The sequence below is a fragment of the Janthinobacterium svalbardense genome, assembly GCF_002327145.1.
Taxonomy (GTDB): Bacteria; Pseudomonadota; Gammaproteobacteria; order Burkholderiales; family Burkholderiaceae_D; genus Janthinobacterium; species Janthinobacterium tructae.
The window spans coordinates 2,065,868-2,085,398 of sequence record NZ_CP023422.1 but is presented as its reverse complement, the minus strand read 5'-3'; the positions used below and the strand labels follow the sequence as shown (position 1 = coordinate 2,085,398).

Here is a 19,531-nt window from a genome sequence, read left to right as displayed (position 1 = left end):
GTTCAGTCCTTTAGGTTTGGCAGTTTCTTAGGTAGTCTGCTACGCCTTCCACCACGACCTTTATTGGCGAGGGCGTCAAGCGCTTCTAACACGTCTTCCTTCAGTACCTCGTCCTTCAGCTTCTCCGTTTTCTTCTTCCGGTCTGGATCGTCGCAGCTACACTTGCCCGGCGTTAGCTCCGCCAGCTTTCCCGGCCCTGAAATTTTACTGTAGTCCGTTGCTTGCTCCGGCCCCCATTTATCATTCTCGAACTTAATCTCTACCACCTGCTTGATGTTGTCCTGAGTTGGCGGCTGCGAAGGGTCTTTTACAATCACCACATCCGGGCGGCGCACATAACCTTCGCCCGGCATCCATAGCGGATGCATAGGGTCCGAATCCCAGTGCTTCTTAATCCAACCGGGTGCCCAAGCATGGGCCATCGTTTTGATCTCGTAATCCATGATCGGCGCTGGCGGGTTCTTGGTCATATCATAGTTGACTTCAGCTTTGTACTCGCTCTGACTACCCAGTCTACGGTCACGCTGATTCAGCATTTTGGAAACACATACTTGTCTGAGGCTTTGCCCGTTCTTACCAACATCGGGCACGGCCTTGCACTCACAGATAGCCATACACAGCACGTCTTTATCACTTTCGCCGACCTCGACGAAGTTGACAAAAACCGGGGTCGTAGTGCCTTTACGCGCCATGCCGCCTGTAGGGTACGGGCCGCTCATGCGTCAGATTCCACAAGATCGAATGCAAGCGCCTCGTTGGCGTCACGCTCGACCCACTGAGTGTAGCCATCGCTGTCTGTCTGCCCTGTGAGGTACTGACCGTCCGTAGACCGTACACGCACGCTAGTAGCTGCAACCGGCTCACCAGTGGTACGGTCAAGCACTTGGAAGCGCCCCTTGAATCGCTGCCCCTCGGAGTCTACAGGTTCGTCCTCGTAGGCCGCTGCCATCGCAGCGCTAATCAGGCCAAATCGGTCGTCAAGCCCGCCAGAACCACCGGAAGCGGCCCCGCCGTGTGGTACGGTCGTTGTGATGCCTTGCTTACCGCCGATGAGTCTAGCCCCGCACGCGACCTTGCAGCCATCGTAGGCGACAGGCGCACCATCCGAGATGAAATTCGTATCACCTTGCGCGATAGGGAAGACACCCTTGCACTTCGGGCACGACACCATGTCCCCCTTGCGTGCCCACGGGAAGTCATTGGTGTCCGCTGTTGACCCAGCAGTGATGACCGTTCCGCCGTGGTCTGTGGTGTCGCCCAGTACGATGATAAGCTGACCCATATTGTCACCTTAGCAATTTTGCATAAAAAGCATAAATAGCTCATTGTAGAGGGGAAATGACAAAACGCAACAGGTTCTTCTATGAGGTTAAGCAAGACCCACCAGCCGTAGGCGATCAGCAGCGCCACATTCGCGGAATGTCTCATCGAATCATGGAGGGAAGCAATCGTGGGGTGCCGGGGTCAAGTCCGGCATTCATACACGATTTCAGCCTTGGCCGTATCCATCTGCAGCAAGTTGCGCTTTATCAAAAAGCGATATTGCTCGATTCACTGCCATTCCCTTCCCCATACCTGCCCGGCGTCACCCCCATCACCCGCTTGAACATGGCGATGAAGGCGCTGACGTTATCGTAGCCCAGGTCCAGCGCAATCGTCGTCACGGGCTGGCCGGTGGCCAATAGTTCCAGGGCGCGCAGGATGCGGGCGCGCTGGCGCCAGGCCGAAGGGGTAAAACCCGTCTCGATCGTGAAACGGCGCGCCAGGGTGCGCGGCGAGACGCCGGCCCAGGCGGCCAGCGCTTCCACGCCCCGCTCGTCGGCCAGGTCATCGAGCACGGCGCGCGCCACGCGCAGCAGGCGCAGGTCCGTGGGCAGGGGCAAGCCGAAGGATTCGAGCGGCGCGGCGGCGATCTCGTCGAGGATCACGCCCGCTACCCTGATCTGCCGCGCGTCCAGCGCGCCCTCGTCCCAGGCGCTGGCACGACCCACCGCCTCGCGCAGCAAGCCCGAGACGCGCATCACGCAAGGCGCGGCGGGCAAGCCGGTGCAACTGGCCTCGTCCACATACACGCTCCAACCCGCAAACGGGCCATGCGAACGCAGCGCATACACGTGATGGGGCGGCATCCACACGCAGTGGCTGGCCGGCACTACCCAATGTCCGCTGTCGGCGGCAACGGAAAGCAAGCCCCGCATGGCGCCGAACAGCTGGCCGCTTGCATGGTGGTGCGCCGCCGTCACCCGTTCCTGCGGCTGGGCAATGCGCACGGCGCGCAGCGGCGACGGCGGCGACACTGCAAAAATTGGCGGATTTGACGTATCGAATGACATAAACACCGCAGGCAAGACAATCCCGCCATCATACAGTGAAGTCTTTCCAACCTTCAGGAGTTCACCATGCGTGCAGAAGACGTTTTAGCCGATCAACAAAACCAGGGCCAGTTCAACGGCGTCACCGTGCGCAAGGGCACGGTGGGCGCCTTCCTCGCCAATGCCAGGCTATGGCTGGACGACGCCAGCAGCATCGACGAAAAGGCCATCGCCGAGCGCGACATTGTGGACGCCCTGCCCGCCCTGCATGCGCTGGGACTGTTCGATATCCTGCAAGTGCGCGATTCTGCGCTGTGCGAACTGGTATCAGTTTCCGCAGCGCGACCGGGCTGACTCGTCCCCGGCGCGCATTTCCTCTATCATGCTGCTTTGCCCGCCTTCGCACCCGCCATGCCGTTTACCATTGCCACCTCCGTCCACAGCGAACTGATCATCAAGAAAAGCCGTTTCATCGGTTGCGTGCAGCCGATGACGGACCGCGCCAGCGCGCAGCAGGTGGTCAACGACTTGAAGGCGCAGCATCCGGGGGCATGCCATGTGTGCTGGGCCTTGCTGGCGGGCGGGCAGTCGGCGGCCGTCGATGATGGCGAACCGAGCGGCACGGCCGGGCGGCCCATGCTCGACGTGCTGCGCCACCAGGATCTGGAAGGCGTGCTGGCGACCGTCGTGCGCTACTTTGGCGGGATCAAGCTGGGCGCGGGCGGCCTGGTGCGCGCCTACACGGACAGCGTGGCGCAAGCGTTGCTGCAAGCGGAAAAGACGGCCATCGTGCGCCAGCGCACCTTGCGCTGCACGGTGCCGTACGCGATGGAAGGCATGCTGCGCCGCGAACTCGATGGCGCCGGCGCCACCTTGCTGAACGTGACACACGGCGACGCCGTGCTGTTCGACTTCAGCCTGCCTGAAACGGCGGCCACCGCGCTGCTGGCCCATCTGCATGAGGCGGGCAATGGCCGCATCGTCTGGCTTGACGCCGAGGACTGAGACTGAGACTGAGACTGAGACTGAGACTGAGACTGGCGCAGCTTATTGCACGCGGCGCACCTTGGGCGAGTTGTTCGTGCCTTCGATCTTCAGGAAGAAGGTGCCGATGAAATTGCGTTCGAGCGTCACCTTGGGATTATTCTGCGGCGCCAGCACGGCGGAGCTGCCATCGACGATGCGCCAGACCTGGCCATTGCTCAATTTGATCAATTCGTTGCCGCTCCAGCCATCGAACTTGCCGGCGATGCTGCTGCTGATCGACTTGTTTTCTTCCGGCTCGGCTGCCTTCGGCGCCTTGACCGTTTCCATGCCAAAGCTTTGCTCGCGCTGCTGCGCGGTCGGCACCGCAGTAACGGTGGCGCTGGGCGCGGCGGCGCCCAGAGGAATGGCGTCATAGCATTTCACGCGGCTGGCGATATCGGCCAGCGAACGGCATTGCAACATGGCAGCATCATCGGCCAGGGCCGCGCCCGATACGAACAGCAGCAAAAAGAGAGCTTTCATCGAAATTCTTTCAAAATAAGAGAAGTTGCGCCAAGCATGCCGTTTGCCATGCATGCGGGAATGATTATATCGATGTCCAGGGGCCGTGGCATGACGATCTTGCCACGGCTTGCAATGCTTGTGCGAAACTCAGGCACCGCGCGGACGTTTGACCTGCAGCAAAATGAAATGGGTCCACGCCAGTGCCGGCAACACCAGCAACAGCAGCATCAGTCCGGCCGGCATATCCGGCACGAAGCGCACGAAGCAGGCGAGAAAAGCGGCGATGGCCAGCCAGAAGCGCCAGTTGAACGCATATGCCTTGCGCGCCACTGTCGCCAGCGCAATGCGCCAGAATTCCAGCAAGGCCCACAGGCCGCCCGTCAGCAGCAGCGCGGCCAGGGCATTGGCGCCGGGGGCGTCGGCCCAGGTGCGCACCAGGTTGTACAGCAGCACGGGATAGCCGGCCGTAATGGCCAGGGTGGCCGGGCCGGCGGCGATGACAGCTTCAAGCAGCTGCCCTTTGGAACGATGATCCACTACCTCACCCCTATGCCACGACGCCAGAATGGGCGGCGGTCACTTGCAGCGCGCCGGTCGCATCCTGCGTCCAGACGCGCGTAAAACGGAAGTCGCCATGCGTTTCCACGTCGTGATAACTGCCCGTCAGCTGCATGCGCACGGAGACCACGGCCACGTTGCCGTTGACGCGCACATGGCGCTCGGAGGCGCGCAGATCGGTGATGGTCAGCAGGCGCTGCTCGTGCGCCGCCAGGTCCGCATGCTTGCTCAGCAAGTGCCCCAGGTGATTCGTAAACAACAAGTCATCGGCCAGCAAATCATTCAGTACAGCCACGTCGGAGGCTATCATGGCCAGGCGCAAGCGCTCTTCCGCATCGAGTACTTGGGCTTCCGTTAAAGCATTCATCTTTTTCCTTAAAAATAGTGCGCCAGATTAGCAAACGAACAAACGTGCAATGCTGGCATGAAATCTTCTTTTTCACAATCATCCGGCAGACCTATACCTGCGCTTATGCCTGTGAAGCATATTTATATAGCGTAATATTCGCAGCGGTATTGCGCAAAACGCCCCCATAGTACTGTACAGTGCTTGCCCTTCCGCCCCGGGCTGGGGCAGCTGTCAGTTGTAGTACAGTTTTATGTGCTGCGTGCAGTCTCGAATAAAACCAAGATAAGGCCCCCTTCATGGCAATTAACATCATTCTGAACCTGCTCGTTGCGTTGCTCGTCTTCGCCTTCATGTTCCACCAGCAACGCAAACACGCGACGTTTACCGTGCGCGTCTTCACGGGCCTGGGCCTGGGCGTGCTGCTCGGTGCGGCCGTGCAGTGGCTGTATGGCGCCGGCTCGCCCATCATCGCGGGCACCAATGAATACATCGACATCGTCGGCAGCGGCTATGTCAAACTGCTGCAGATGATCATCATGCCGCTGATCATGGTCTCCATCATTTCCGCCATTTTAAAACTCAAGGATGCGAGTTCCCTGGGCAAGATCAGCGCGCTGACCATCGGCACCCTCCTGATTACCACCACGATCGCCGCCGCGCTGGGCATTTTGATGGCCAAGCTGTTCGGCCTGACGGCCGTCGGCCTGACCTCGAGCGCTGCGGAAGTGGCGCGTGGCGTGCAGTTGCAAGGCTCGCTGGAAACGGCGAAAGCCCTGTCGCTGCCGAAACTGCTGGTCAGCTTCGTGCCGACCAACCCCTTCCTCGACATGACGGGCGCGCGCAAGACGTCGACCATCGCCGTGGTGGTGTTTTCCATCTTCATCGGCATCTCGGCCACGGGCATCGCGGCGAAAAAGCCGGAAATCTTCGCTTCCTTCGAAAGCTTCATGAAAGTGGCGCACGCCATCGTCATGCGCATGGTCACCCTGGTGCTGCGCCTGACCCCGTACGGCGTGTTCGCGCTGATGTTTGAGGTGGTAGCCTCGTCGAGCTACACGGACATCTTGAAACTGATCAACTTCGTCGTCGCCTCGTACAGCGCGCTGATATTGATGTTCCTGGTACACCTGGCCATCATCGCCGGCGTGGGCCTGAACCCGCTGCGCTTCGTGAAAAAAGTCTTTCCCGTGCTGGCTTTCGCGTTTACGTCGCGCACGAGCGCCGGTTCGATACCGATGAGCGTGCAGACGCAAACCCAGCGCCTGGGCACGCCGGAAGGCATCGCCAACTTCGCCGCCTCGTTCGGTTCGACCATCGGCCAGAACGGCTGCGCGGGCATCTATCCGGCCATGCTGGCCGTGATGATCGCCCCTACAGTCGGCGTCGACCCGTTCACCGTCAGCTTCCTGCTGCCGCTGCTGGCCATCATCACCATCGGTTCCGTCGGCGTGGCCGGCGTGGGCGGCGGCGCCACGTTTGCCGCGCTGATCGTGCTGTCGGCCATGGACTTGCCCGTCGCGCTGGCCGGCTTGCTGATCTCCGTCGAACCGCTGATCGACATGGGCCGCACGGCCCTCAACGTGAGCGGCTCGATCACGGCCGGCACCGTCACCAGCCGGGCCATGGGACAGACCGACCTGGCCGTCTACAACAGCGACGACGCGCCCGACTTGGACGAAGCGGAACACGCCGCCTAAGTAACCATCCACCGGCGCGCCGCGCCTTGCCGCTTTCATCTATATTGATACATAGTCAATACGGAGGAAGGCGCAAGGCGATGGAACAGAAATGGCCGCAGCAAATCTGGATCGTGCGTCACGGCCAAAGTGCCGGCAACGTGGCGCGCGATGCCGCCGAAGCGGAAAAACAGTTATTGATCGCCATCGCCGAGCGCGATGTCGATGTCCCCCTCTCCGAGCTTGGCGCGCGCCAGGCGCACGCCCTGGGCGACTGGTTCGCCACCCTCCCCCTGAACAACAACCGACCGTCGTGCTGTACTCGCCCTACGTGCGGGCGCAGCAAACGGCGCAAGCCGTGCTGGCGCGCATCGATGCGGACAGCCTCGCCTCCGTGGTGGCCGACGAGCGCCTGCGCGAAAAGGAATTCGGCATTCTCGACCGCCTGACCGTGCACGGCATCGCCAGCAAGTACCCGGAACTGTACGAGCAGCGCCAGCACGTCGGTAAATTTTACTTCCGCCCACCGGGCGGCGAAAGCTGGTGCGACGTCATCCTGCGCCTGCGCAGCGTGCTCGACACCATCACCCGCGAATACCGGGGCGAACGGGTGCTGATCGTCGGCCACCAGGTCATCGTCAACTGCTTGCGCTACCTGCTGGAACGCTGCGACGAGCAGGCCATCCTGGCCATCGACAAGGCGGCCGACGTGCCCAACTGCGGCGTCACCTCGTACGCTTTCAATCCCGCCCTGGGCAGGCACGGCAAGCTGCAACTGGACCTGTGCAACTTCGTCGCGCCGCTGGAAGCGGCCGGTACCCCCATCACGGCCCAGCCCGACATGCCGGCTGCGCCCAAATCCTGATCTTCGGAGGTCATGCATGGACGCCACCGCCATTACCCCTTCCCTGCTGCGCTCCTGGCCCCTGCCCATGCTCCAGCCCGACGGCGATAAAGAAGTGCGCGGCCACCTGCTGATCGTCGCCGGCTCCGAAGAAATGCCGGGCGCCATCCTGCTGGCGGCCACGGCCGCACTGCGCGCGGGCGCGGGCAAGCTGACCCTGGCGACGGGCGCCTCGGTGGCGGCGCAAGTGGCCATCGCCATGCCCGAGGCGCGGGTCATCGGCCTGGACGAAACGGCGCAGGGCGGCTTCCGGCACGAGGCGCAACACCAGCTGGCGCCGCTGGCGGGCAAGGTAGATGCCGTGCTCGTCGGGCCAGGCATGTGCGACACGGCGGCCTGCTGCGAACTGATGCGCCACCTGCTACCCCTGTTTGCCGGCAGCCGTTTGATTCTCGACGCCCGCGCCATGCAGGTCGTGCGCCAGCCCGCGCACTTCCGTTTTTCGCAGCCGGTGCTGCTGACGCCGCACGCAGGCGAGCTGGCCCAGCTGATGGGCCTGTCGAAGGACGCCGTGTTGGCCGCCCCCCATGCCTGCGCCGTGGACGCGGCGCGGCGCTGGAATGCCATCGTCGCCCTGAAAGGCGCGCTGACCATCCTCGCCATGCCCGACGGCACCAGCTGGGCGCACACTGGCGGCAATATCGGCCTGGCCATTTCCGGTTCCGGCGACACCCTGGCCGGCATCATCACGGGCCTGGCCGCGCGCGGCGCGCCGTTGGAACAGGCCTGCGCCTGGGGCATCGCCCTGCATGCGCTGGCGGGCGAACAGCTGGCCCTGCGCTTCGGCATCCTCGGCTACCTGGCGCGCGAAATCCCGGCCGAGATTCCTGTGCTGCTGCATAAACTGGCGCCCTAAGCTGGTGCCCTAATCTGGCGTCCTAAGCTGGCGCCCTGAGCGGCGCGGCATGGAAACAACAGCCATAAGCATATCCATAAAGAATCGTTCGCCTAGGCAACAACCTCCCTTAAGCTCATCCCATTGTTTTCAGATGAACAAGCTTAAAGGATACCGCCGTGCACCTGCGCCACACATACGCCCCCCTTTCCCTTCCCGCCACGCCGCTGCGCGCCATCGTGCTGGCCTGTGCCATGCTGGGCGCACCCTCCGCCTGGGCACAAGAAGCGCAAGCCACCACCGGCAGCGCCAATGAAACGACCGGCGCCAGCATCGACCAGGTGACCGTCGTTGGCTCGCGCGCGCGCAACCGCACGGTGTTCGACAGCAGCGTTCCCATCGACCGCTTCGGCGCGCGCGAAGTGAGCAACGCGCTGTCGACAGGCGACGTGGGCGCGGCCCTGCAAAACCTGTCGCCGTCGATCAATTTCCCCCGCATCGAGTCGAGCGGCGCGTCGGACTCCGTGCGCGGCATCCAGTTGCGGGGCCTCGCACCCGACCAGGTGCTGGTGCTGATCAACGGCAAGCGCCGCCACACGAGCGCCGTGCTCGACACGGAAAGCAGCTTTGCTGGCACCGTGCCGGTGGACATCAATGCCATTGCGCCCAACGCCATCGACCACATCGAAATCCTGCGCGACGGCGCCGGTGCCCAGTACGGCAGCGATGCCGTGGCGGGCGTGATCAACATCGTGCTGAAAAAAGCCCGCACGGGCGGCGCCGCCTCCGTCAGCTATGGCGCCAATCACACGCATTTCGACCCGACCGATCAAACCCTGACGGATGGCCAGACCGTCATCGTCAACGCCGACTACGGCGTGCCGCTGGGCGAGGCGGGATTCTTCCGCTTCGGCGCGGAAACGCGGCGCCGCTCGCCCACGGAAAGGGCCGGCCCCAGCGACGCGGGCTGGACTTCCTACAACTACACGCCAGCCGACCAGGCGCTCGATGGCAAGGTCGTATTCAAGTCGGGTGACTCGCGCCAACGCAACAACTACCTGTTCTACAACACCCAGCTCACCCTGGCCAACGGCCTGGACCTGTACTCGTTTGCCACCCTCAACGAGCGCAAATCGGACGGCAGCGCCTACTTCCGCTATCCGGGCGACCCGTCGAATGTGCCGGCCCTGTATCCGAACGGCTACCGCCCCGTCACCAACGGCGACAAGCGCGACCTCAGCATCGTGGCCGGCGTGCGCGGCAGCGCGGGCGAGTGGAACTGGGACGCCAGCGCGCGCCACGGCAGTGACCGCTTTGACTACGGCGTGAGCCACTCCGTCAACGCCTCGCTGGGCGCGGCCAGCCCCACGCGTTTCAAGCTGGCTGGCTTCGACTTCCGCCAGAACGCCTTGAACCTCGATGCCACGCGCAGCATCGACATCGGTTTGCCCGCCCCTTTGAGCCTGGCAGTGGGCGCCGAATGGATGCGCGAAACCTACACCAGCTCGGCCGGCGACCCCGCCTCGTATGCGGCCGGCAGTTTTACCGACGCGCCACCGGGCGCCCAGGCGGGACCGGGCTTGCGCCCATCCGACGCCTACGACGGCAGCCGGCAGATCCGCTCCGTGTATGCGGACGTGGAAAGCGACCTCACGCCGCGCCTGCTGGTGGGCGCCGCCGCCCGCTATTCCGACTACAGCGACTTCGGCAGCGCCAGCACGGGCAAGCTATCCACGCGCTATAAAGTGACGGACAACTTCCTCGTACGCGGCTCACTGTCGAACAGCTTCCGCGCACAGGCCCTCGTGCAGACGGGCTTCCGTTTCGCCACATTAAACTTCAACGCCGATGGTACGGCCTTGCAAACGGCGGCCCTGCTGCCGGCCAGCGACCCGCTGGCGCGCAGCTTCGGCGCGCAACAGCTGAAACCTGAAAAGTCGACCAACGTCTCGCTAGGCCTGGCCTGGAAACCGGCCGCCGCCACCAGCGTGACGGTGGACGCCTACGTGATCCGCATCCGCGACCGCATCACGCGCTCGAGCGACTTGCAGAGCGACGCCGTCGCCGCCTACCTGGCCGCGAATGGCCGCAACGACATCCAGTCCGTGGCCTACCTGGCCAACCTGCTCGACACGCGCACCAAAGGCCTGGACGTGGTGCTGAATCACGACCTGGCCTTCACGTCAGGCAAACTAAACCTGAACGCGGCGCTGAACCTGAACAAAACCAGCCTCGACAAGGTGCGCCAGAGTTCCGCTGCATTGAGCGCCATCGATCCCAGTCTGACCCTGCTGACGGAGACGAGTTTGTTCCGCATCAAACACGCGTCCCCCAACAGCAAATTGATCGTCGGTGCCGACTGGCAGGCATCCGGCTGGGGCGTGCAGGCGCGCGCCACGCGCTTCGGTGAGCTGAAAGATTTTTCGTATGACAGCGATGCGCCACTGATCGATGGCATCCCCGCACAGCGCTTTGGCGCCGTCTGGTCGCTGGACCTGGAAGGCCAGTTAAAGCTGAGCAAGCAACTGACGGTGAGCGTAGGCGGCAACAATATCCTCGACCGCTATCCGCAGCGCGTGCGCGAGACGAATAACGCCACGTATGGCGGCGCCCTGCCCTACAATTTCATCAACCCCATCGGCGTCAATGGCGCTTACTTTTACGCTAAATTAAGCTACACGTTCTGACACTGGATACAAAGGAAATCATGATCATCAAACGCCTCTCCCACCTCGTCGCCGGCGCCTGCCTGAGCGCCCTCCTGCTGTCGCCCGCCCAGGCCACCGCACCGCTGGTACTGATGACGGACTTCGGCACGGCCGATGGCGCCGTGTCGGCCATGCATGGCGTCGCCTATGGCGTCGATCCCCAGCTCACCATCTCGGACCTGACGCACCAGATTCCCGACTACGATATCTGGCTGGGCGCCTACCGCTTGTACCAGACGGCCAATTACTGGCCGCAAGGCACGGTGTTCGTGTCCGTCATCGATCCTGGCGTGGGGACCAATCGCAAGTCGGTGGTGCTGAAAACCAAGGGTGGCCGCTACTTCGTGGGGCCGGACAATGGCCTGTTCACCCTGATCGCCGAGCGCGACGGTGTGGCCGAACTGCGCGAAATCGATGAGAAGGTCAACCGCCTGGCGGGGTCGAGCGAGTCGTACACCTTCCATGGCCGCGACGTGTACGCGTATGTCGGTGCGCGCCTGGCCTCGGGCGCCATCAGCTATGAACAGGTGGGCCCGCCATTGCCGAGCGAATCCGTGGTGAAGATCGCGTATCAAAAACCTGTGCGCGACGGCAACACCATCCGCGGTATCGTGCCCGTGCTGGACGTGAAATATGGCAATGTGTGGACGAATATTCCGAAATCGCTGCTCGACGCATTGCAGGTAAAACTGCATGACCCGCTGCAAGTACGCATTTTGCACAAGGGCAAGCAAGTGGCCAAGGTCACGGCACCCTTCGAGCACACGTTTGGCGGCGTCGCCAAGGGCAAACCCCTGGTCTACCTGAACAGCCTGCTCGATGTCGCTATCGCCATCAGCCAGGGTGACTTTGCTGCCAAGCATCACATCGAGTCGGGCGTGGATTGGGAAGTGGAAGTGAGCAAGGCCTCTGCCGCCAAATAAACCATTCGTTCGCGGCCAGGACGCCCTGTCCTGGCCCATCTGGCCATATCCCTTGCGGGTTTGCGCTACGTCAAACCCAGCGCTCAACCCACCCCCGCCAACACCACGCCTGTGCAAGTTCGGTGAACCTGTACCACCCCACCCACTCTAAACCTTGCAAGCGATGCCAGCCTTGTTCCAGATACACAATCTGGCAAGGCATGCGTTTCCACGACAGTCTTTCACTGAAAAGGAACAATCATGACGGCTCCACTCCTGACCACCAGCAAGCTCGTCCTCGGTAGCGCCATCGTCTGTGCGCTGCTGGGCGGTTGCAACAAACACAGCGACACCAGCACCACCGCCACGCCCGCTGCCACCGAGCCGGCAACGCCGCCCGCCACCAGCGGCACTTCGGGCACCACGGGCACGACCAACCCGGACACCACGACGCCGGCCACGCCAGGCACCACACCTGGCATGACACCGGGTACTACCAATCCCGATGGCACGACCACGCCGCCATCGACCACGCCGCCCCACAACGGTACGACACCGGGAACAGGTACCGGGACCACTTCGCCACCGCGCAACAGCTAGCGCACCCTGGCCAGCCGGACAGGCAAAAAAAGAGCCTTCCGCAGAAGGCTCTTGAAATACCACGGCGCAGCGCAAGCCACGCCTTGGCCCGGTATTACTTTTGCAGGCTGACCGACGCCGCTTTCGGCGTGCGGCGTCCCATCAGGAACAGCACGGCCTTTTTCAGCATGCGGTAGACGAAGCGCACCAGCAGCAGGGTCAGCACGCACTCGATCAAGGTCAGGATCATGGCCACGGCCACGGGCATGCGCGCGGCGCGGCGGTGGAACTTGGCCACGGCGCCATCGCGGGCGATTTCGATGCTGTCATAGAAGGTCGGCACGACCAGCAGGGTCAGAATCGTCGAAGTGATGGTGCCGCCGATGATGGCGATCGCCAATGGACGGTAGAACTCACCGCCCTCGCCCAAGCCCAGCGCCACGGGGAACATGCCGGCGATCAGCGCAAACGTCGTCATCAGGATGGGACGCAGACGCATGCGGCCCGCATACATCAGCGCGTCTTCGCGGCCATGGCCCTCTTCCTCGCGCTTGCGCGCCGCGTCCAGCAGCAAGATGGCGTTCTTGGCGACCAGGCCCATCAGCATGATGATGCCGATAAAGCTCATCAGGTTGAGGGTATTGTTGGTAATCACCAGCGCCACCACCACGCCGATCAGACTCAGCGGCAAGGACATCATCACGGCCACCGGCGCCGTGAAAGAACCAAACTGCATCACCAGGATCAAATACATCAGGCCGATACCCATCACCAGCGCGATCAGCATTTCCGTGAACAGCTCTTGCTGGTCCTGGCCGGCGCCACCGAGTGCCAGGCCGTAGCCGGGCGGGAAGTCGATGGAGTTGGCCAGCTTCATGGCGTCGGTCGTCACTTCACCGTTCGAACGGCCTTGCGCATTGGCCGACACGGTGATCGTGCGCTTGCCATTCTTGTGCTCGATGCCGGACGGGCCCTTGCCCATGGTAATGGTGGCGATCTGGTCGAGCGGCACCATTTGCGACGTGCCCGTCACGCTGATCGGCAGGCGTTCGATGTTTTCCGATGCCACGCGGTCATCGGGATGCAGGCGCACGGCCACGTCGCGCGTTTCGCCCGTCGGATCGACCCAGTCGCCCACTTCCACGCCGGCAAACGCCACGCGCAGCGATTGCGCCGCATCATTGACGGAAATGCCCATCGAGTTGGCCAGGCCACGGTTGAGCTCAATCTGCAGCTCGTTTTTCGGGTCTTGCTCGGACAGGCCCACGTCGACGGCACCGGGAATGGCGCGCAGCTTGTCCATGTAGGCGTTGGTAATTTCCATGAGTTTACGCGAATCGGGACCCGTGAATTCCACCTGGATGGGCTTTTGCGAACCGTTGCTCAAGTCATCCTGCACCACGTATTCGGCGCCCACCAGGCGCGACATTTTCTCGCGCAGCTCGACCGCGATTTCCTTGGCCGAACGCTTGCGGGTGTTGCGCTTGCCGATGTCGACATACACGCGGCCGCCGCCCGCATTGATGGAGCTGTTGGTATCCTTGGTTTCAGGCAAGGTGCGCGCCAGCACGGCCGCCGCTTCCAGTTTCAAACGCGAATACTCGATGCTGCTCGACGATGGCGTGCGCACATTGATCATCAGATTGCCCGAATCGGATGCCGGCAGGAAACTCGTGCCGCCATGCGTGGCGTGCAGGGCGATGGCGCCCACCAGGCTGCCGAAGGCGATGACGGCCATCCAGCGGCGGTGATGCAGGGCCCAGGCGATCACGCGGCCATAGCGGTCGGCCTGGTGGTCGAACCAGTGGTTGAATTTCTCCAGCACGCGGCCGATGCCCTTTTTCGGCGCCGCATGTTCCTCGACCGGGTCGCCCCAGTAGGCCGACAGCATGGGGTCGAGCGTAAACGAGATGCCCAGGCTGACCAGCACCGAGCACGTCACCGTCAGGGCAAACGGACGGAACCATTCGCCGGAAATACCCGGCATGAAGGCCACGGGAATGAAGACGGCGATGATGGAGAACGTCGTGGCGGCCACGGCCATACCGATCTCGGCCGTGCCTTCCAGCGCGGCCGTGCGGCGGTCCTTGCCCATCTGCATGTGGCGCACGATGTTTTCGCGCACCACGATGGCGTCATCGATCAGTACGCCAATGGCCAGCGACAGGCCCAGCAGGGTCATGAAGTTCAGGGTAAAGCCGCACAGCCACACGGCAATGAAAGCGGCAATCACGGACGTAGGCAGGCTCAGCGCCGTGATGAGGGTCGAACGCCACGAGTTCAGGAAGGCGTAGACGACGAAAATCGTCAGCACGGCGCCCAGTACCAGCGATTCGATCACATTGTTCAGGCTATGCTGGGCGTTTTCGCCACCGTCGCGCGTCACTTGCAGGATCGTGCCTTTCGGCAAGGTCTTGTTGATTTCCGCCACCATGTCGCGGATCTTGTTGGCCACGCTGACGGTGGAGGCGTCGCGCACGCGGGTAATCGATATGCCCACGTTGGGCTTGCCGCTGCGCATGCTCAGGCTGTTGACTTCGGCAAAGCCATCCTCGATGCTGGCCACTTGCGCCAGGCGCACAATTTCCTCGCCGCGGCGCTTGATCACCACTTTTTCAAAGTCGCTTGGCGACTCGATGCGGCCCACCAGGCGGATGCTTTTCTCGTCCAGGATGCCGCGCACCTTGCCCACGGGCGCATTCGTGTTCTGGTTGCGCAAGGCAGTCACGACGTCGCTGACGGAAACGTTATATTCACGTAATTTTTCCGCGCGCAGCAGCACGGACAGCTCGCGCTTCAGCGAACCGCCCACGTTGACCAGCGCCACGCCATCGACGGTGCGGAAGCGGTCCGACAGCACGTCCTCGGCCAGGCGCGAAATTTCCGCATGGCTTTGCGTATTCGACGACAGCGCCAGCTGCATGATCGGTTCGGCAGCCGGGTCGATGCGCTGCAGGATAGGCTCGCGCATTTCCGTCGGCAACTTGTAGCGCACGGCAGCAATCGCATTGCGGATATTGTCGGACGCTTCGATCAAATTGGAATTGAAGGAAAACTTCAGGAAGATGGTGGCCGAACCTTCATTTGAATCGCTGTTGACCTCGGTCACGCCGGAAATGCTTTGCAAGGATTTTTCCAGGCGGTTCACCACTTCGCGCTCGACCGTATCGGGCGATGCGCCAGGGTAAGGAATGCTGACGACGATGAAAGGCACTTCGACGTCCGGGTTCTGGTTGACGCGCAGTTTCTTGAGCGCCAGCAAGCCGACGCACATCATGGCCAGGATCAGGACGATGGTAGCGGTGGGCCGCTTGATACTGAAATCGGAAAGGAACATGGCTTAGTTTCCTTTACCGGCAACGGCGGTGCTGCTGCTGGCCACGGCGGCAGCGGGTACGGTTTTGCCGGCCGTCAGCTCCACTTTCTGCCCATCCTTGAAGGTCGAACCCGGCGTGCGCAGCACGGTATCGCCGCTGGCCAGGCCGCTTTGCACTTCCCACTGGCCCGTGCGCACATCGCGCGCACCGATGCGCAAATTGGTTTTATGCAAGGCCTTGTCCTTGACCTTCCACGTGTAGGTCACGTCGCCCGCCTTGACCAAAGCCGAGTCGGGTATCATCAGCGCGCTGACGGTTTCCGTCTCGATGCGCCCTTCCGCATACAGGCCGGCCACGCGCGGCTGTTCCTTGTCATTGAAATCGACCAGCACGGCCACCTGGCGCGTGACGGCATTGGCGGCAGGATCGACGCGGCGCACCTTGCCCGCGAAATCCTGTCCAGGATAACCATTGATGCGGAACAGCACGGGCTGGCCCACCTTGACGACGCCGATCTTGTCGGCCGACACCAGGCCCTCCAAACGCATGCTGGTCGGATCGATGACCTTGATCAATTCCTTGCCGATTTGCGCCGTATCGCCATTCGATACCTTGCGCTCGCTCACGATGCCGTCGAACGGCGCACGCACGAGGGTGCGCTGCAACTGCTGGCGGGCTTGCGCGGCGCGGCTCTTCGCGGCGGACAGGTCGCTTTGCGCATTGTTGCGGCGAATTTCCGCGTCTTCCAGCGCCTGCGTCGACGTCATGCCCGAGGCGCGCAGGGTTTTCATGCGCTGGAACATGCGTTCGGACTGTTCCAGCACCTGGCCCGAGGCACGGCTGGCTTCCTCGGCCGAATTGAGGCTGTCGCGGATGGACGTTTCATCCAGGCGCACCAGCACGTCGCCCCGCTTGACGACTTCACCATTTTCCTTCATGACCTGGATCACCACGGCCGACACTTCGGCGCGCAAGTCCGCGTTGCGCTCCGGTTGCACGGAGCCGGTGATGACCGGCCCCGACGCCAGCGCATTGCTCTGGATGGTCAGCAGGTCTTCCGGGGAGACCAGCAAATTGACGGCAGCGCCCGCCTGTTCCTTGGCGCCCTTGCCAGTGCCTTTGCCAGGATCCTTGGACTCTTTGCCGCAGGCGGTCAGGGCAGAAGCGATTGCCAGAACAAACAGGGTTTTGCGCAACATGGGTAATTCTCCGGATAGATAGCACCGCGACAGTCCCGCAACCCGGATAGGGCTGCAGGCGTTAGCAGGCATTTATTTTTATTAAAACCACAAGCGCCAAAGTATCCATGAGCGTGTCCGGGCATGTCAATCGGCGGTTTCCTGTAATGCTTTAATCAATGGATGAAACGTAGTTTTTACGCCCTGAAACGCAAAACCCCGCCTTCAGGCGGGGTTTTGCGTTTCAGGGGAAGCGAGCTTAGCGGCTAAAAACGGTGTTGATCAGGAAACCGATCGCCACGCCCGTGCACAGGCCGCCGGCGATTTCCACCAGGGTATGGCCCATGCGCTCGCGCAAGGTCTTGTGCGCGGCGCTGGCCGCTTCCCCGGCCAGGCGGTTGATGGCCGCCGCCTGCTTGCCCACGTGCTGGCGCAGGCTGTTGGCGTCGATGATGACGATGAAGGCCAGGGTCACGGCCACACCGAAGGCGGGGTGGCCGATGCCTTCGCGCAAGGCGATCAGGGTTGCCATGCTGGACACGACGGCGCTGTGGTTGCTGGGAAAGCCACCATTGCCGACCAGGCCGAACGCCCATTGCCGCGTGCGGACACTGTTGATCAGGAATTTGATCGGTCCGACCAGGATCCAGGCGATCAGGGGCGTGACGAGGTAAGCGATATCCACGGGTATTCCTTCTTTTATATGTAGAGAGTGTGTCTGGAGAGACGGGCGCGCCGCAATTATCGCAGATCATCCGCGCCAGCAGAACTGTCTGGCGTCAGACTATAAAACGCGGCCCCCGGCGGCAACTAATATAAAATCATGGCATATACAACAATTGACGTATATCAACACTGAGCGCGGCGCGCACAGCGGCGCGGATAATCAAACGTCTTTCATACTTGCAACGGGGTCCTCATGCGGCATTTCAGAATTTCCTTTTTAGTCACTTTTATCCTGATGGCGGTGTCGGGCTGGTGGGGTTACAGCCATGGCGGCATGCCCGGCCTGATCAATGCCCTGTGGATCACGGGCGTGCTGGGCGTCATGGAAGTGTCGCTGTCGTTCGACAATGCCGTGGTGAATGCCTCGGTCTTGCGTCACTGGAATGAATTCTGGCAAAAACTGTTTTTGACGGTCGGTATCCTCGTGGCCGTCTTCGGCATGCGGCTGCTGTTTCCGCTGGTCATCGTATCGGTCGCCACGGGCCTGGGCCTGGTCGACGTGTGGACCATGGCCACCACCACGCCGGACGTGTATGCCAAGCACCTGACGGACAACCATGCGCAAGTGGCAGCCTTCGGTGGCGCCTTTTTGCTGCTGGTGTTCCTGAACTTCCTGTTCGACGATGAAAAAGAATTGCACTGGCTGGGCTGGGCCGAGGAAAAAGTCAATGCGCTGGGCACCGAAAGCCTGGCCGTGCTGATCACCATGGGCGCCGTGGCCGCCTGCGTGGCGATGGGCCCTGCGGAAGAAAAATACAGCGTGCTCGCTGCGGGCATCGTCGGCATCGCCGTCTACATCGGTGTGAACTGGATCAGCGGCTTGCTGGAAGAAGGCGAACCGGACTTGCAGGATGACACGGAAGAAGGCGCCGCGCCAGCCAAAAGCGGCAATGGCGACCTGGTCAAGTCGGTGGCGCGCGGCAGTATCGGCGGTTTCCTGTACCTGGAAGTGCTGGATGCCTCGTTCAGCTTTGACGGCGTGATCGGCGCCTTTGCCATCACCAACGACGTCGTCATCATCATGCTGGGCCTGGCCATCGGCGCCATGTTCGTGCGCTCGATGACGGTCTTCCTGGTGCACAAGGGCACGCTGGACGAATTCGTCTACCTCGAGCACGGCGCCCATTATGCGATCGGCATCCTGGCCTTGATCATGCTGGCGTCCGTCAAGTACCATATTCCAGAGTGGTTCACGGGCCTGTCGGGCGTGGCATTCATCCTGGTCTCGCTGTGGTCATCCCTGCGTTATCGCAAACGGCACGCGGCACAAGCTTGAAATCGGGGGTTGCGCCCCCAATTGAAAGAGTAATGGCACGAGCGCCTGGCGCTCATCCCATGAAGGCATGTTTAAGCTAAATCACTAAAAGGAGCACCACATGGCAATCAGTTTGCAAAAAGGCGGCAACGTCAACCTGAGCAAGGAAGCACCGAACCTGAAGAAGATCATCGTCGGCCTCGGCTGGGATCCTCGTTCCACGGATGGCGCCACCTTCGACCTTGACGGTAGTGCTTTCCTCCTGAAAAGCGACGGCAAAGTCCGTGGCGACTCTGACTTTATCTTCTACAACAACCTGAAGTCGACCGACGGTTCCGTCGTCCACACGGGCGACAACACCACGGGCGAAGGCGAAGGCGACGATGAGCGCATCGAAATCGACCTGTCGCGCGTACCAGCCGACATCGACCGCGTCAGCATCACCGTCACCATTCACGACGCCGACGCGCGCCGCCAGAACTTCGGCATGGTCTCGAAAGCCTTCATCCGCTGCCTGAACGCGGAAGGCGAAAAAGAAATCGCCCGCTACGACCTGTCCGAAGACAGCTCGACGGAAACGGCGATGATCTTTGGCGAAATCTACCGCTACAACGGCGAATGGAAGTTCAAGGCCATCGGCCAGGGCTTTAACGGCGGTCTCGGCCCTCTGGCCCGTTCGTTCGGCGTCAACGCTTGATTTTTTCATGAGCTAAACGCAGCCGCCTGAATATCCTCAGGCGG

The 19,531-nt window shown here is 62.0% G+C and carries 19 protein-coding genes and 1 pseudogene; 11 read left to right on the top strand and 9 right to left on the bottom strand.

Annotation, left to right across the window (positions count from 1 at the left end):
* Positions 1–2: 2 nt before the first annotated feature.
* The 3 genes from CNX70_RS09240 to CNX70_RS09230 all read right to left on the bottom strand — a co-directional run bounded on the left by CNX70_RS09240 (position 3) and on the right by CNX70_RS09230 (position 2,333).
* Complete coding sequence (locus CNX70_RS09240; protein ID WP_096234458.1) at positions 3–719, bottom strand: VRR-NUC domain-containing protein; 717 nt, start codon at positions 717–719, stop codon at positions 3–5.
* Positions 716–1,282 (bottom strand): PAAR domain-containing protein, encoded by a 567-nt coding sequence (locus CNX70_RS09235; protein WP_096234457.1) that lies wholly within the window; start codon positions 1,280–1,282, stop codon positions 716–718. Before CNX70_RS09235 ends, CNX70_RS09240 begins: the two co-directional genes overlap by 4 nt.
* A 247-nt stretch (positions 1,283–1,529) precedes the next feature.
* On the bottom strand, positions 1,530–2,333 hold the full coding sequence (locus CNX70_RS09230; protein ID WP_096238355.1) for a helix-turn-helix domain-containing protein: 804 nt from the start codon (positions 2,331–2,333) through the stop codon (positions 1,530–1,532).
* Positions 2,334–2,399: 66 nt separating this feature from the next.
* Here CNX70_RS09230 and CNX70_RS09225 point away from each other — a divergent pair, with 66 nt between their 5' ends.
* Both CNX70_RS09225 and CNX70_RS09220 read left to right on the top strand, forming a co-directional pair.
* On the top strand, positions 2,400–2,666 hold the full coding sequence (locus CNX70_RS09225; protein WP_096234456.1) for a hypothetical protein: 267 nt from the start codon (positions 2,400–2,402) through the stop codon (positions 2,664–2,666).
* A gap of 57 nt (positions 2,667–2,723) precedes the next feature.
* The gene (locus CNX70_RS09220; RefSeq protein ID WP_096238354.1) at positions 2,724–3,317 is read left to right on the top strand and encodes an IMPACT family protein; all 594 of its coding nucleotides are present in this window, start codon (positions 2,724–2,726) and stop codon (positions 3,315–3,317) included.
* Between the two features lie 42 nt (positions 3,318–3,359).
* Here CNX70_RS09220 and CNX70_RS09215 read toward each other — a convergent pair whose 3' ends face one another.
* The 3 genes from CNX70_RS09215 to CNX70_RS09205 all read right to left on the bottom strand — a co-directional run bounded on the left by CNX70_RS09215 (position 3,360) and on the right by CNX70_RS09205 (position 4,728).
* Positions 3,360–3,821 carry a hypothetical protein gene (locus CNX70_RS09215; RefSeq protein WP_096234455.1) on the bottom strand — a complete coding sequence of 154 codons (462 nt, stop codon included), beginning with the start codon at positions 3,819–3,821 and terminating at the stop codon, positions 3,360–3,362.
* 129 nt (positions 3,822–3,950) lie between these two features.
* On the bottom strand, positions 3,951–4,340 hold the full coding sequence (locus CNX70_RS09210; RefSeq protein WP_071078746.1) for a hypothetical protein: 390 nt from the start codon (positions 4,338–4,340) through the stop codon (positions 3,951–3,953).
* 10 nt (positions 4,341–4,350) lie between these two features.
* Positions 4,351–4,728 carry a nuclear transport factor 2 family protein gene (locus CNX70_RS09205; RefSeq protein WP_096234454.1) on the bottom strand — a complete coding sequence of 126 codons (378 nt, stop codon included), beginning with the start codon at positions 4,726–4,728 and terminating at the stop codon, positions 4,351–4,353.
* Between the two features lie 278 nt (positions 4,729–5,006).
* Here CNX70_RS09205 and CNX70_RS09200 point away from each other — a divergent pair, with 278 nt between their 5' ends.
* The 7 genes and pseudogenes from CNX70_RS09200 to CNX70_RS28110 all read left to right on the top strand — a co-directional run bounded on the left by CNX70_RS09200 (position 5,007) and on the right by CNX70_RS28110 (position 12,335).
* Complete coding sequence (locus tag CNX70_RS09200; protein WP_096234453.1) at positions 5,007–6,407, top strand: L-cystine transporter; 1,401 nt, start codon at positions 5,007–5,009, stop codon at positions 6,405–6,407.
* 80 nt (positions 6,408–6,487) lie between these two features.
* Positions 6,488–6,625, top strand: a pseudogene (locus tag CNX70_RS29200) (histidine phosphatase family protein); the annotation flags it as partial.
* Positions 6,626–6,699: 74 nt separating this feature from the next.
* Complete coding sequence (locus CNX70_RS09195) at positions 6,700–7,251, top strand: histidine phosphatase family protein (protein ID WP_341865563.1); 552 nt, start codon at positions 6,700–6,702, stop codon at positions 7,249–7,251.
* A 16-nt stretch (positions 7,252–7,267) separates the two neighbouring features.
* The gene (locus CNX70_RS09190) at positions 7,268–8,146 is read left to right on the top strand and encodes an NAD(P)H-hydrate dehydratase (protein WP_096234452.1); all 879 of its coding nucleotides are present in this window, start codon (positions 7,268–7,270) and stop codon (positions 8,144–8,146) included.
* Positions 8,147–8,304: 158 nt separating this feature from the next.
* Entirely contained in the window at positions 8,305–10,812 is a 2,508-nt protein-coding gene (locus tag CNX70_RS09185; RefSeq protein ID WP_244199089.1) for a TonB-dependent receptor plug domain-containing protein, read from the top strand.
* 20 nt (positions 10,813–10,832) lie between these two features.
* Positions 10,833–11,756, top strand: a complete 924-nt coding sequence (locus CNX70_RS09180; RefSeq protein ID WP_096234451.1) for an SAM hydrolase/SAM-dependent halogenase family protein — start codon at positions 10,833–10,835, stop codon at positions 11,754–11,756.
* Positions 11,757–11,996: 240 nt separating this feature from the next.
* Positions 11,997–12,335, top strand: coding sequence for a hypothetical protein (locus CNX70_RS28110; protein WP_157750958.1), 339 nt, complete (start codon positions 11,997–11,999; stop codon positions 12,333–12,335).
* Between the two features lie 94 nt (positions 12,336–12,429).
* On the opposite strand, the gene CNX70_RS09170 is transcribed toward CNX70_RS28110, so the two are convergent.
* From CNX70_RS09170 to CNX70_RS09160, 3 genes are all read right to left on the bottom strand, one after another.
* Entirely contained in the window at positions 12,430–15,651 is a 3,222-nt protein-coding gene (locus CNX70_RS09170; RefSeq protein WP_096234449.1) for an efflux RND transporter permease subunit, read from the bottom strand.
* 3 nt (positions 15,652–15,654) lie between these two features.
* The gene (locus CNX70_RS09165; protein ID WP_096234448.1) at positions 15,655–16,830 is read right to left on the bottom strand and encodes an efflux RND transporter periplasmic adaptor subunit; all 1,176 of its coding nucleotides are present in this window, start codon (positions 16,828–16,830) and stop codon (positions 15,655–15,657) included.
* A 238-nt stretch (positions 16,831–17,068) separates the two neighbouring features.
* Complete coding sequence (locus tag CNX70_RS09160) at positions 17,069–17,494, bottom strand: divergent PAP2 family protein (RefSeq protein ID WP_071078753.1); 426 nt, start codon at positions 17,492–17,494, stop codon at positions 17,069–17,071.
* A 234-nt stretch (positions 17,495–17,728) separates the two neighbouring features.
* Here CNX70_RS09160 and CNX70_RS09155 point away from each other — a divergent pair, with 234 nt between their 5' ends.
* Together CNX70_RS09155 and CNX70_RS09150 are read left to right on the top strand one after the other, a co-directional pair.
* Positions 17,729–18,811, top strand: a complete 1,083-nt coding sequence (locus CNX70_RS09155; RefSeq protein WP_096234447.1) for a DUF475 domain-containing protein — start codon at positions 17,729–17,731, stop codon at positions 18,809–18,811.
* Positions 18,812–18,911: 100 nt separating this feature from the next.
* Positions 18,912–19,487, top strand: coding sequence for a TerD family protein (locus tag CNX70_RS09150; protein ID WP_096234446.1), 576 nt, complete (start codon positions 18,912–18,914; stop codon positions 19,485–19,487).
* Positions 19,488–19,531 lie beyond the last annotated feature (44 nt).

What these genes read in the sequence shown, in the direction of transcription:
- CNX70_RS09240 (WP_096234458.1), bottom strand. Translation starts at nt 719, where the DNA reads ATGAGCGGCCCGTACCCTACAGGCGGCATGGCGCGTAAAGGCACTACG.
- CNX70_RS09235 (WP_096234457.1), bottom strand. Translation starts at nt 1,282, where the DNA reads ATGGGTCAGCTTATCATCGTACTGGGCGACACCACAGACCACGGCGGA.
- CNX70_RS09230 (WP_096238355.1), bottom strand. Translation starts at nt 2,333, where the DNA reads ATGTCATTCGATACGTCAAATCCGCCAATTTTTGCAGTGTCGCCGCCG.
- CNX70_RS09225 (WP_096234456.1), top strand. Translation starts at nt 2,400, where the DNA reads ATGCGTGCAGAAGACGTTTTAGCCGATCAACAAAACCAGGGCCAGTTC.
- CNX70_RS09220 (WP_096238354.1), top strand. Translation starts at nt 2,724, where the DNA reads ATGCCGTTTACCATTGCCACCTCCGTCCACAGCGAACTGATCATCAAG.
- CNX70_RS09215 (WP_096234455.1), bottom strand. Translation starts at nt 3,821, where the DNA reads ATGAAAGCTCTCTTTTTGCTGCTGTTCGTATCGGGCGCGGCCCTGGCC.
- CNX70_RS09205 (WP_096234454.1), bottom strand. Translation starts at nt 4,728, where the DNA reads ATGAATGCTTTAACGGAAGCCCAAGTACTCGATGCGGAAGAGCGCTTG.
- CNX70_RS09200 (WP_096234453.1), top strand. Translation starts at nt 5,007, where the DNA reads ATGGCAATTAACATCATTCTGAACCTGCTCGTTGCGTTGCTCGTCTTC.
- CNX70_RS09190 (WP_096234452.1), top strand. Translation starts at nt 7,268, where the DNA reads ATGGACGCCACCGCCATTACCCCTTCCCTGCTGCGCTCCTGGCCCCTG.
- CNX70_RS09180 (WP_096234451.1), top strand. Translation starts at nt 10,833, where the DNA reads ATGATCATCAAACGCCTCTCCCACCTCGTCGCCGGCGCCTGCCTGAGC.
- CNX70_RS28110 (WP_157750958.1), top strand. Translation starts at nt 11,997, where the DNA reads ATGACGGCTCCACTCCTGACCACCAGCAAGCTCGTCCTCGGTAGCGCC.
- CNX70_RS09170 (WP_096234449.1), bottom strand. Translation starts at nt 15,651, where the DNA reads ATGTTCCTTTCCGATTTCAGTATCAAGCGGCCCACCGCTACCATCGTC.
- CNX70_RS09165 (WP_096234448.1), bottom strand. Translation starts at nt 16,830, where the DNA reads ATGTTGCGCAAAACCCTGTTTGTTCTGGCAATCGCTTCTGCCCTGACC.
- CNX70_RS09155 (WP_096234447.1), top strand. Translation starts at nt 17,729, where the DNA reads ATGCGGCATTTCAGAATTTCCTTTTTAGTCACTTTTATCCTGATGGCG.
- CNX70_RS09150 (WP_096234446.1), top strand. Translation starts at nt 18,912, where the DNA reads ATGGCAATCAGTTTGCAAAAAGGCGGCAACGTCAACCTGAGCAAGGAA.